Origin of the sequence: Mucilaginibacter sp. OK098 (assembly GCF_900142915.1) — a bacterium.
Lineage (GTDB): Bacteria > Bacteroidota > Bacteroidia > Sphingobacteriales > Sphingobacteriaceae > Mucilaginibacter.
Map to the genome: position 1 here is coordinate 734,240 of NZ_FRCM01000001.1, position 12,310 is coordinate 746,549.

At 40.7% G+C, this 12,310-nt stretch carries 12 protein-coding genes and 1 tRNA gene; 3 read left to right on the forward strand and 10 right to left on the reverse strand.

The window, feature by feature from the left end; all coding sequences use genetic code 11:
• Positions 1-23 precede the first annotated feature (23 nt).
• Positions 24-2,048, reverse strand: a complete 2,025-nt coding sequence (locus BUE31_RS03015; RefSeq protein ID WP_073400111.1) for a copper-translocating P-type ATPase — start codon at positions 2,046-2,048, stop codon at positions 24-26.
• Between the two features lie 416 nt (positions 2,049-2,464).
• Here BUE31_RS03015 and BUE31_RS03020 point away from each other — a divergent pair, with 416 nt between their 5' ends.
• The gene (locus BUE31_RS03020; protein ID WP_083619282.1) at positions 2,465-3,076 is read left to right on the forward strand and encodes a DMP19 family protein; all 612 of its coding nucleotides are present in this window, start codon (positions 2,465-2,467) and stop codon (positions 3,074-3,076) included.
• Between the two features lie 36 nt (positions 3,077-3,112).
• On the opposite strand, the gene BUE31_RS03025 is transcribed toward BUE31_RS03020, so the two are convergent.
• From BUE31_RS03025 to BUE31_RS03040, 4 genes are all read right to left on the reverse strand, one after another.
• Positions 3,113-3,194: transfer RNA gene (locus BUE31_RS03025), tRNA-Leu, on the reverse strand.
• Positions 3,195-3,407: 213 nt separating this feature from the next.
• Positions 3,408-3,758: a nuclear transport factor 2 family protein gene (locus BUE31_RS03030; RefSeq protein ID WP_073400113.1), complete on the reverse strand. Its 351-nt coding sequence runs from the start codon at positions 3,756-3,758 to the stop codon at positions 3,408-3,410.
• Positions 3,759-4,001: 243 nt separating this feature from the next.
• Positions 4,002-4,442, reverse strand: coding sequence for a carboxymuconolactone decarboxylase family protein (locus BUE31_RS03035; RefSeq protein WP_073400115.1), 441 nt, complete (start codon positions 4,440-4,442; stop codon positions 4,002-4,004).
• Positions 4,443-4,748: 306 nt separating this feature from the next.
• Positions 4,749-5,321: a Crp/Fnr family transcriptional regulator gene (locus tag BUE31_RS03040; protein ID WP_073400117.1), complete on the reverse strand. Its 573-nt coding sequence runs from the start codon at positions 5,319-5,321 to the stop codon at positions 4,749-4,751.
• A 164-nt stretch (positions 5,322-5,485) separates the two neighbouring features.
• On the opposite strand from BUE31_RS03040, the gene BUE31_RS03045 reads away from it, so the two are divergent.
• Positions 5,486-6,481, forward strand: a complete 996-nt coding sequence (locus tag BUE31_RS03045; RefSeq protein ID WP_073400119.1) for a Gfo/Idh/MocA family protein — start codon at positions 5,486-5,488, stop codon at positions 6,479-6,481.
• A 91-nt stretch (positions 6,482-6,572) separates the two neighbouring features.
• On the opposite strand, the gene BUE31_RS03050 is transcribed toward BUE31_RS03045, so the two are convergent.
• The 3 genes from BUE31_RS03050 to BUE31_RS03060 form a co-directional block, all read right to left on the reverse strand.
• Positions 6,573-7,220, reverse strand: coding sequence for a hypothetical protein (locus BUE31_RS03050; protein ID WP_073400121.1), 648 nt, complete (start codon positions 7,218-7,220; stop codon positions 6,573-6,575).
• Positions 7,217-7,453 (reverse strand): type II toxin-antitoxin system Phd/YefM family antitoxin, encoded by a 237-nt coding sequence (locus BUE31_RS03055; RefSeq protein WP_073400123.1) that lies wholly within the window; start codon positions 7,451-7,453, stop codon positions 7,217-7,219. Before BUE31_RS03055 ends, BUE31_RS03050 begins: the two co-directional genes overlap by 4 nt.
• A gap of 84 nt (positions 7,454-7,537) precedes the next feature.
• Positions 7,538-9,124: a carboxylesterase/lipase family protein gene (locus BUE31_RS03060; RefSeq protein ID WP_073400125.1), complete on the reverse strand. Its 1,587-nt coding sequence runs from the start codon at positions 9,122-9,124 to the stop codon at positions 7,538-7,540.
• A 142-nt stretch (positions 9,125-9,266) separates the two neighbouring features.
• Here BUE31_RS03060 and BUE31_RS03065 point away from each other — a divergent pair, with 142 nt between their 5' ends.
• Positions 9,267-10,010 carry an NUDIX hydrolase gene (locus BUE31_RS03065; RefSeq protein WP_073400127.1) on the forward strand — a complete coding sequence of 248 codons (744 nt, stop codon included), beginning with the start codon at positions 9,267-9,269 and terminating at the stop codon, positions 10,008-10,010.
• Between the two features lie 62 nt (positions 10,011-10,072).
• Here the strand turns inward: BUE31_RS03065 and BUE31_RS03070 are convergent, their stop codons facing one another.
• Together BUE31_RS03070 and BUE31_RS03075 are read right to left on the reverse strand one after the other, a co-directional pair.
• Positions 10,073-11,260 (reverse strand): Ig domain-containing protein, encoded by a 1,188-nt coding sequence (locus tag BUE31_RS03070; RefSeq protein WP_073400129.1) that lies wholly within the window; start codon positions 11,258-11,260, stop codon positions 10,073-10,075.
• A 12-nt stretch (positions 11,261-11,272) separates the two neighbouring features.
• Entirely contained in the window at positions 11,273-12,307 is a 1,035-nt protein-coding gene (locus BUE31_RS03075; RefSeq protein ID WP_159440632.1) for a right-handed parallel beta-helix repeat-containing protein, read from the reverse strand.
• Positions 12,308-12,310: the final 3 nt, after the last annotated feature.

Here is a 12,310-nt window from a genome sequence, read left to right on the forward strand (position 1 = left end):
AGTGCTACAACGATTCCGGCTCTCTACGCTTTTACTTTTAACAGACTTGCATTGATAGCAACCACCACAGTACTCACTGTCATCAATACAGCCCCAGTTGCCGGGCTTAATATAATCCCCTGATTATACAGCACGCCTGCCGCAAGTGGTAAAGCAATTACATTATAACCAGTGGCCCAGACCAGGTTTTGGATCATCTTTCGGTAGGTCGCTTTGCCAAATAAGATCAGGCTAACAATATCCTTAGGGTTACTATTCACCAATACTATACCCGCCGTTTCTGCTGCTATGTCGCTTCCCGAACCCACCGCGATACCAATATCCGCTTGTGCTAATGCAGGCGCGTCGTTCACACCATCCCCCGTCATAGCCACAAACTCACCCTGTGTTTGCAGTTCTTTGATCTTCTCCAGCTTTTGATGTGGCAATACCTCGGCAATGAAACTATCCATACCTAACGTTTTGCTCACGCTGGCCGCAACTTTATGGTTATCACCCGTAAGCAGTATAGATTTGATATTTTCTTCTTTCAGGGTTTTTATTGCTTCTGCTGATTCGGGTCTTAGCTTATCTGACAAAGCAATGTATCCGGCTAATTCTCCATCGATAATCACAAAAACAATCGTTTCTGTATCATTGGTGGTAAAGCCATCTGGAACAGTTAATTTATTTTCCTTTAAATAACCCGGACTCACTACCAAGATCTTTTTACCCTCCACAATGGCTTCAACACCCCGACCTGTGATTGCCTTAAAGTTTTCAGCTTTTGGAATAGTCAACTTTAAGTCTTTTACTTTTTGCAGGATGCCTGTCGCAATTGGATGCTCAGATTCTTGTTCTAATGCTGATGTCAAGCGGATGAGCTCCTTTTCATTCATCCCTTTTTGTAATGAGATCACTTTGGATACTTCAAACCTACCCACGGTAAGTGTGCCCGTTTTATCGAATACAACGGTGGTGATTTTTCTTGCATTCTCAAATGCTGTGCGGTTCTTTATCAATAGGCCATGTTTCGCAGATAAGGCTGTTGACCTGGCAACAACCAACGGCACAGCCAGGCCCAAAGCATGAGGACAGCAAATAACAATAACTGTCACCATTCTTTCCATTGCGAACGCTAAAGGCTGGCCTGTTAAATACCAATATAAAAATGTGCCGATTCCTGTTACTAAAGCAATTATAGTTAGCCACCTTGCCGCTGTATCTGCTAAAAGTTGGGTTTGTGATTTTGATTTTTGCGCATCATCCACAAGTTTAACTACCTGAGACAGGTAAGAGTCTTTGGCCGCATGGGATACAGTAACTTTAAATGAGCCATTACCGTTAATTGAGCCGGCGATTACCTTGTCACCTTTTACTTTTTGTACCGGTTTTGATTCCCCGGTCAGCATCGATTCATTAACGTAACTTTCGCCCTCTAATATGATCCCGTCTGCCGCGACTTTTTCGCCGGGCTTAACCAGGATAATATCGTTCTTTTTCAGGGTATCCGTTTTTACATCATGGATCATGTCTTTCATAACCATGTGCGCATCAGCGGGCATTAACTGAACCAACAACTCCAGTTCATTTGAAGCCCCCATCACAGACCGCATTTCTATCCAATGCCCCAACAGCATGATCAGGATAAGTGTATCCAGTTCCCAAAAGAAATCCATTCCTTTTAAGCCAAAGACAATGGCTACACTGTAACTATAAGCAACACTTATCGCAAAACCGATCAGGAACATCATGCCAGGGTTCTTTGTCTTTACTTCGCTGGCCAACCCTGTTAAAAATGGCCAGCCGCCATAAACAAACACCACCGACGATAAGGCAAACAAAATATAGGATGAGCCTGTAAATTGCCAGCTTACGCCCATAAAATGCTGGATCATGGTTGATAACAGCATAATTGGAATAGTAAGCACCAATACAACATAAAACCGTTTTTTAAAATCAGCGACCATCATCGTATGGTGGTCATGCTCTGACATGCCCATATGCGGGTTATGGCCTTTATGCATATTACTGTGATCAATGCCTGCGTGCATTTTATCCATATCCATTTTAAGTGAGTTAAAACAATATTTGTTTCAGGATCTTATTTTTGTGCTTTTGCAAAGTTGCAAATTGTTGGATACCAATTAAATGATGCTAATCATATTGTTAATTGTTCCCAAATACATTAATCATGTTATAATTGATTAACAATGAAATAATAAAGGCGTCCATTTGTTTTATACTCCAAAAGAAATAGACATTTAAAATAGACCAGTAAGGGCATTTAGTCTATTGTTGGTATTTTCACCGCAGTATTTTTAAACTAAAACCCCAGCCAAATTTGACCGGGTTTAATTTTGTACGGAAGAAGGGGCGATGTTAGAATACCTTGAAGATATTTTTAACATAATTAAGTATATTGTGGGGGTGTAATGTTCTATCTAATGCATCATAATTAAATAGCCTAATAAAAATTCATACTATGTTTACATCATTGTTCAAATGGCTTGGTCTTTTCCAAAAGAAGAATGATCAATCAAAAAACGATTTAACTGAACAGATAACCCAACCTGTAGAAAGCTTCAAAAATAGAAACATATACAAAAAGCTAACTTCTGAAATTATTAATAATAGTAATGACGACCAGTTACTTCAAATTGTATTCGATAATTTATCAGGGAAACTCTCTGATGATTACACAGAAGAGTATGAAGCAGTATTAACTTTTTCAAAAGCACAGCAAGCAATTTACATTATTTGGTGTTTAGAGGCAGAAGTAAATAATGGAGGCTTTAATCAATATTATTTTAACTCAAGTGGACAATTTGCCTCATTAACACCTGATGCCTTGCAACTTGTCGGGGCTCATAAATTTTCTGCTCTGACAGCTATGGCAAATAATATTTATGAAACTGAATATTCAAATATTACAAAGTATCAGGATGGAACTCTGGAGGGTTTCAGCAAATCGTATAATGATAATCCATTAAATGAATTTGATAATGAATTCTATGAGCTTTATAAAGTTGAGAATTTACAACAATTGCAGATTGACTTCATTAGAAGGAATTTATTCAATTTTATTGAAGAATAAAAAAGCCGCTAACTTATTCAGTTAACGGCTTTTTTGTGCGGAAGAAGGGACTCGAACCCCCACGCCGTGAAGCGCCAGATCCTAAGTCTGGTGCGGCTACCAATTACGCCACTTCCGCAGTTAGGATTTTTATGAGGTCGCAAAGATAGCTTAAAATAGTAGATTATAAAATATTTTTTGCTTTTAGCTGTAGTGGCCTATTACACAATGTTTTATTTTTTAGTCGGGAAGACGGAAGAAGCTTCAAGGGGCTAGCTGGATAATATCAGACTTACGAAGTTTTCAAAACTTCGTAAGTCTTAGGAAATATAAGTCTTTGAAATTATATATTCTAAAGCAAAGGCCGGGGATCAAAAATCACTCTAATGGTGCTGATCTTTCCGTCTTTCATATGGTACCACCCGGAGCTTAAAATAGGGATCCCCCTCATGGTTACATCAAACAGCAGGCATGCATCATCATCTTCCGCAACAAGTTTTTTAACGTTGTATTTTAGCTTCATCCGTTCCATGTCGCTAAAATACAGGTCGGCCCCCTCGCGCGAGCCCAAAACGCCCTCAAACTTCATATCATCACATACATATTCCCTCGCGGTTTTAAAATCTTCCTGGTTAAGGGCATTTACAAAAGCAAGCAATACATCCCTGGTAACACTTGCAGGTGAATGAATTTCTGTTTTCATTTTGGTTTATTGGTTTTGTTAAATAAAGATAAAAGATTTAGGAGACTTCCTAAACCTTTTATCTAAGGAAATCACTTTTAGAATCGCAGGCCTTCGACCTGCGCTATTATATGTTGCCCCTTCAGGGCTTAATGTGTTGGTTTTACTACAATGTTAAAGGCCTGAAAGGTCGTAATGCGTTAGCACAGGTCGAAGGCCTGCGGGAGAATTTTATCCTGATTATTACTCTTTTAAGCTCGTTTTTTATAATAGAACAGGCTCCAGTTTAGTACTTACCCCAATCCTGTTCCAGGCGTTAATGGTGATGATGGCCATGATTAGCTGGGCAAGATAAGCCTTATCAAACATGGCTGCAGCAGCGTTATAGGTTTCGTCGGATACTTTATTGCTGATCAGTGTAACTTCTTCGGTAAGGGCGAGTATGGCGCGTTCCTGTTCGTCAAAATATGGGGTTTCGCGCCATGAGGTAAGGCTGTAAATGCGTTGTTCTGTTTCGCCTGCTTTGCGTGCATCGCGGGTGTGGATGTCAATACAATAGGTACACCCGTTTATTTGTGAGGCGCGGATTTTTATCAGGTCCTTATGTTTGGTTGTTAAACCGGTGCTTTCAATGTAATTCTCCATGGCTAGTATAGCTTTGTATGCTGCCGGATCTGCTACGTTAATTTTTGTTCTGTTGCTCATGATCTTGTTGTTTTGATAAAGCAAAGTTGCGCAACAAAAGCCCCTCAAAAAATGAACTACAGTTAAGAAATTAACGTATTCTTCATGAAGTCTGGCAGTATGGTAATTGATTATCAGATACTTACAGCTATTTAATTCTTTAATAAATTCAACTATCTGATAATGAGGATGTTTTACAGTGTTCCATATGTTTCACTGTGAAAATGGAACGCTTGTTTGCATACACAAACTTGCGCTTCTCTTCAACGCGGTTGGATAAAGGCTTGGGGTGAGGTGACCGTTTGCTCATGTCGACCACACGTTAAACTAAATCTTTTTTGCCCTGAGCCGGCTTAAAAACTGTGGAGTAAAACCAAGATACGATGCCAGCATATATTGCGGCACCCGCTGCAAAAAATCGGGAAAGCGGCTTGAAAAATGGATGTACCGCTCTTCTTCAGTCAGGTTAAAAATGTAACCGATCCGGCGTTGAGAGGCTACATAGGCCTTTTGCATCATTATCCTGAAATATGTTTCCAAACACGGGATCTGCTCAAAAAGTATTGCTTGGTTCTTTTCACTTAACAGCAACACCTCCGATGGCTCAACTGCCTGGATATAGCAGGTTGATGGTTGTTTGCTCGTCAGCCCGTCGTAGTCGGTGATCCACCAGTTCTCTATCCCAAACTGGATAATTTGCTCGTTAAGCTTATTGTTTACAAAATACAGCCTTAAACATCCTTTTACCACAAAGTAATTGCCGTGGCAGTGTTTGCCGGCTTCAAGCAAAAATGCTTTCTTCTTTAGTGTTTTTGGCTCAAGCTTTTCACAAAGCAACTGTTCTTCGGCAGCTGTTAGCTGTACATATCTTTTTATGTGGGCGAGGAGTTCGGGATACATAGGCAGTTAGAATTAAGAACCAAGATACAAGAAATAAGAGTCAAGATACAAGAGTGAGGAGAGAAGAAATAGGGTGTTATCATATTCGTTGTATTTTAGTTTTATTTCCTTTTTATCTTGATTCTTGCGTCTTAATTCTTGCTTCTCAACACTATCTTAGCAACATGAAAACTATCAAATGGGGAATTTTAGGCGCCGGGCGCATAGCCGGTAAGTTTGCGGGCGACCTTAAACTGGTTACCGATGCAGAATTAATAGCCGTAGGCTCACGTACACAGCAATCTGCTGATGAATTTGGGAAGGAATTCAATATAAAATACCGACATGCCAGTTATGAAGCATTGGTTAAAGACCCTGAGGTTGATGTAATTTATATTGCAACACCGCATAACCTGCATTATGAAAATACCCTGCTTTGTTTGCAGCATAACAAGGCTGTGCTTTGCGAAAAGCCATTTGCCATGAATGCCAGGCAAACTAAAGAAATGATTAACCTGGCAACGGAAAAGAAAGTTTTTTTAATGGAAGCGCTATGGACAAAATTTCACCCGCATTATAAAAAAATGCAGGAAATGATAGGGCAGGGGTTACTGGGCGAAGTATGCTCTGTATTGATAAACTTTGGCTTTAAGCCTGCACCGCCTATCCCGGCAAGGCTTTTTGACCCTGCGCTTGGTGGAGGTACCTTAATGGATATAGGTATTTACAATGTTTTTATGGCGATGAGCATATTAGGGAAACCGGATGCTATTGAAGCAAGTATGACCCCGGCTTCCACAGGTGTGGATGAGCAATGTGCCATCCTGTTCAAATACAAAAATGGAGCTATGGCACAGCTGTTTTCAACCTTCTCCTCAAACCTTGCAACCGAGGCTGATATCAGTGGAACCGAAGGCCGGATAAGGCTTACCTCCCGGTTTTACGAGCCATCGGCGACAATAGAATACTACCCCAAATACCCTGACAGCAGGGAGATTATTCCTGTTGAAAGGGAAGCGGGCTTTGGTTACCAGTACGAAGCTCGACATGTAAATGATTGTTTAAGAAGAGGACTTACTGAAAGTGATGTTATTTCGTTTGCTGACACTTTGCTGCTGATGGAAACTTTGGATATGATAAGAAGTATTGCAGGGATCCATTACGCAGTTGATGGAAATTAATAAGTAGGGTGGTATATTAGCTGCAACACAATGCAATTAAAACGTGTCAATAAATAAACCAATTATCAGCAGCCAGGCTGTTAATGAACAATCAATGTGGGAGAAAAGTAAATGTAAAAAACATTGTGCCGCAAATAAGCATTGCAAAACAAATAAACCATTTAATATCACCTATTGATCTGCCTGGTTTTAAAATAAGTTGCCTGAACGGATCACTCAGCAGCATGCCCAACCCGACCAGGAAAATAAAGCCTGTTGCAAACTGAACTCCAATCCACATCGGTAGACTGCTATGCCAACCCGGTACGAAATTAAGAAAACTGAAGAGGATAAATATATTCCAAATAGCCACTATGGCTATAACCGCAGGTCTTTTTAAAGGAAAAGCCCCGCTTGATTGTAATTCAAGAATTTCGTTTTTCTCCAGGAATGACAGAGGTGTTTTGTTGTTTAAAAAGCCAATTTGTTCAATCCTGTTAATTAGGGAAGCAGCGCTTTCTGAAGACGTGAAAATAACCTTTGAATTATAATTATCTACCCGGTGGTTAATTTTTATCCCTCGTTTAGCAAATAATCCATAAGGCTCAATGGAAATAATATCCGCAGGGGCGAAAACAAGGTTACCAAGTATTGAGGCATTGAGTTGCAATTTATTACTAGTTACGGTCAATGTTACAAACGGCCAGGTAGCATTTGCACGCCCTATTTGAGCACCACCGGTTTCTTTTAATTCAATCATGATAAGTTTAAAAATTCATTTTCAGTCATTTCAAAATCACTTCCGAATGTGAATGCTGCCTTGCCTTCTAACAAGCCTAATTTACGTTTTTTCGGTTTAAATATCTGCTTAACGAAATAACCTATAGCTTCGCTTTTATTGTCTTCAGTTATAGCAAATTCTTCTCCGGCTTTTACCTGTTTAATTATTTCTGAAAAACTATTCTTAAACTCAATGACTGAAATTGATCTCATGATTTTTAATTTAGTGCGCTCTGTTTATTTTCAATACCTTGTGGTTGATTTTTAACCACAAAGGCAACAAATTTCATTGAAATTTTATTTCAAATACAACTTGTCCAAAAATAAATACCTTCCCCGCTCACTTTCAGCTTCCAGTTTTGTGTTTACATCAATGTTCATGAACTTTACTTTACTGCCATTGGTATTTGGCTCCCATTTGGGTAAGCCTTTGCCATTGGGGTTACCTGTTTTTATAAAATTAGCAAAGTAGTTTTCCATCAATGCTGATACCTTGTAGTTGTCTGGTGTCCAGGCATAAACTTTATTGGATTCAAGGTTGCCCATTGCAAACTCAATCTCCGATGCGTGTGATGCGCCAACCAATGCTTTTGGCATTTTATTGGCATTCGCATTATCAGTTGGTTTTACCTCAGGTGGGCGTGGGCTTGAGAATACATAACGGTAAACAGGTTTTTCACCGGTTTTACTTTGCAAATCGGCCCATTTCCAGGTGCTGTAGACGATAAACCTGTCGCTGGCCAATGCGGTTGCTGATTTGATCACCTCGTCCTGTGTTGTGCCGGGATACAGTTTTAAAACCTCGTCGGCGTTATCGGGAAACTGTTGTTTTAGCTTTTTTGCATAGTTTTCAGTTGTTGGCATATCGCCGCCTGTAAATGCCTGGTAAGGGATCTCGGCAGAATTCCATCCAACCAGTAACGGAACATGCGCCTGTTCTCCGGCTTCAAAAATTTCAACAGGAGATTTTGGGAGGAAATAGCCATCAACAGTAGCTGACAATCTCCATACACCGGGCTTTGAGGCAGCATCAAGTAGCTGAGCAGCTGGTATGGCACGTAGTTCGGCCAGTGTTTTAGTTCCATTCTTTTCAGCAAAACTTACACCGTTCTTTTCTCCTTCGGCAAGCGGGATAGCGGGCAGGGTCGGCTTTATCATAGCGCCGCTTTCGCCAATAGCTCCGGCAATAAGGTCTTTTGATAATGGCGATACCACCTGCGCACAAACTGAAATGGATCCTGCTGATTCGCCGGCAATGGTTACTCTTTTTGGATCGCCGCCAAATGCTTCAATATTTGCCTGTACCCATTTTAATGCAGCGTTTTGATCAAGTAATCCATAATTTCCGGAAGCATGGTGAGCTGATTCTGCTGTAAGTTCCGGGTGCGAGAAAAAGCCGAATATTCCCAGCCTGTAGTTGATAGTTATAGTAACAATCCCTTTTTGAGCCATACTTTCACCATCATAGCGGGATTCTGATCCATCCCCGCCTACAAATCCTCCACCGTAAAAATATACCAGCACGGGCAATTTCTCTTTTGGCGATTTTGCAGGTGTCCATACATTAAGGTACAGGCAATCCTCGCTCATGGTATCGGCACGAAAGATCATATCAGCGAATACTCTTTTTTGCATCGGCATATGGCTAAAATGATCAGCTTTACGCACACCGTCCCAGTTTGCCGGTGGTTGCGGCTCTTTCCAGCGCAGGTCGCCGATGGGGGGCAGGGCATAAGGGATACCTTTAAAGCTCCGGATCCTTATTGTTTGGTTAAAAGTGCCTTCGAGTGTGCCGTTGCTTATTTTAAGCTGGTTTGTGATAGACTGTGAAAAGGCCGTTGTGAAAAATAACAGCGCGCAGAGCAGCGAAAAAGGAGTTTTCATAATAAACAGGTTAAATGGATGAATGATTTAATTTAGGGATAGAAAAATAAACTTTTCTATTGTAACATAATGATACAATAATAATTGCTTATTTTGAGATTATCAATTTATTTTGTTTTTTTAAAGATAAATTCTTTTGTAGATGACCAAAGTCCATTCAGCCAGCGAGATCGATGAAAAAGGGGAGGGCTTTTTAAAAAACATCGCCATTGATGCGGTTATATTTGGTTTTCATGACAATCAGCTAAAAGTTTTGCTGATTGAGTATAAAGGAACCGGGTTGTTTGCCCTGCCCGGAGGGTTTATAAAAACTGAAGAAGATTTAAATAGTGCTGCCTTAAGAGTTGTTAGCGAGCGGATTGGGCTTGAAGATATTTTCCTGGAGCAATTTTATGTATTTGGTGACTATTCCCGATACAACCCGACACAATTTAAAATCATTATGAGCGCTAACGGGGATGTGCCACCAGATGATCATTGGCTGTTAAAAAGATTTATTTCGATAGGTTATTATGCCCTGGTTGATTTTACCCAGGCCAAACCGATGCCTGCCGCAATATTTGACAGCTGCAATTGGTATGACCTTACCGCCATGCCCAAACTGATCCAGGATCATACCCGGATAGTTGAAAAGGCGCTGGATACGCTTCGTTCAAACCTTGACCAGAAACTTATCGGATTTAACCTGCTGCCACAGGATTTTACGATGGGCGACCTGCAAAAGCTTTATGAAACCATATTGGATAAAAAGCTGCTCCGCCCGGCCTTTCAGCGTAAAATACTTGCTTTGGGCATATTGGAAAGGGTAGCCAAAAAATGGACAGGGGGGGCGCACAAAGCACCATATTTATACAGGTTTAGATCCGCTAAGCGTGTTTCAGAATAAAACGCAGATTAGCTTTGACAACTTTAAAAAAGTTGTCAAAGCTTTACGAGCAGATCAATTGTTCACATCACCTTCAATAAAAATTTATTGGTAATGCTTGCTTTAGCTGCATCTGTGGCTGTAATATTTATTTCATAGTTCCCGGCAAGGGGTTGGCCGGTAATTGTTTTAGCTGCGGCATCAAACTTTAACCCCGCAGGTAATTGGCCAGCCGAAAAGGTTAATGTATTGTTCCCGTCATCATCAAAAAAAGCATCACCTGGGATTTGAAACGAAAAGGCACTGCCCGCTTTAGCAACCTGATCCTTAAGCGGATTTTTAACATATGGTTCAAAATTGGTATGCTTTAATTTTTCAAACAGGGTGTCAAATCTCACCCAAAAAATAAAACAATCTTTTTCGCTGTGACCATGGGTATAAAACAGGTATTTACCATCCGGACTAACATACTCGCCCCAGCGGTGGGCCAGGCCGTTATTAATGAGCGGTCCCAGGCTTTTGGGATTTGTCCAGGTATCATCAGGTTTATGGTAGCTAATGTAGAGCTCACATTCAAAATCAGGGTGTTCTTTTGTACTGATGATCATATACGATTCATCTTTTGCCACAAAGAAATCGCCATTGAAGCCGGGTGAATTTAATGGTACGCCCAGGCTTTTAATAGCAGTATCGCCTTTTGAAGCATCAGTTCTTGAAAATTTACAGTTTTGCCAATCCCTGGTGCCCCAGTTACCATTGCTGCCTGCATAAATATTGCCGCTTATGGTAGGCATAAAATCGTAAAGCCGGTAAGATTTATGCATGTATTCAGTCGGAGCTGTCCAGCCCGTGCCTGTTCTGTGTGCCTGCCAAACAAAATCTTTCCCCGGTATTTTATTGGGGCCGCCAATAAAATACATTGTTTTTCCATCCGGCGAAAAGGCAGGCGCATAATACTTTTTAGTTAGTACATAGGGGCCATTCCATTTGCCATTTGCGTATTTTAAGTATTTTAGCTTATGGTTTTTACTGTCAAACCATGTGGTATTGTGGCTGTAGTAAAATTCCTTCCCATCGTTTGAGAAAGCAACCCTGTCGCCGGCCCAGGCGCCTTCTTCGGCCAGTATGCCAGGGGCGAATACCTTCGGCGTATCAGATGGGAGAGTTTGCCCTAAATATGCATCAGGACTATCCCAAAGCGTGGCAGGTTCCTGTTTGCAGGCGTAAAACGCCGATATTATGATGAGTAGTATAAAAGTTAATTTATTCATGATCGTACAGGTTTATTTATTTTTAAAGATGCCGGCATGCAGTTCATTGCCTGCTGACTCGGGCGAAAGATTTAAATAGTTGTGTGGAATACCTTTGGCCGTAACCTCATTTAACAGCACATTTCCGGTTTTGCTGATGTTCACTTCAATAGGCGTGTTTTTTATATCAGGGCCTTCAATCTCCATTCCGTTAAGGCCCATGAAATATTTGTTATTGGTTATAAGAGAGTTACTGAAGGTATAATGGTGAGTATGCTCTTTATCGCTCACCCAGAAATAGTTACCGTTAGCAATTATGTTATTGCTGAAGGTAAATGGTGCGTTTGAACTTTCTCCATAACCATACCATATGGCAGCTTCATAAGCGCCATAAATAATGGAATGGGTAAGCGAAAAATTCTTTAAACCGAGGAAAACTAAAACCGCGTTTTTACAGTTATAAAATATGCAGTGGTCTATATTTATATCTGCACCCTGCCCGAAAAGAGCGCCTTGTATAGCTGCTGAATTTCTTTCGCCTATAAAGTAGCATTGGGAAATTTCAAGCCCTTTCAGTTTTTCATTTTGACGCTCTATACAGTAATAATACTCAACGCCCGGGTTGGGATTACCTAAAAATTTCAGCGCTTTAATACTCACATTATTCCTGGCGATTTGAATGCCTACACAATATTTGAACTTTTTACCGCTGTTAGTATCAGCTATAGATTGGATCACCGGCATTTTACCCGGCTGCCAGGCAGTATCATCTGGCATTACTGTTGCTTCGATTGTGAATTTTGAAGTATCTGCCATCCCGTTAGGCGATTCAATATGTAATTTGTCAGTAAGCCGGTATAAACCGGGTGCAAGTTTTATAGTAACAGGCTGAGGGCCTGTAAATCCGTTTGCAATGCTTACCGCTTTTTGCAGGCTTGCAAGCGGATCAGCAATAGTTCCCTTGCTCTCATCATGGCCTTTAATGGCATCAACATATAAGGTTTGGGCCTTTAATTGCAGGTTTAATATCACCAGTAAAACGAGCGGTAAGGATTTAATTAACTTCATTTG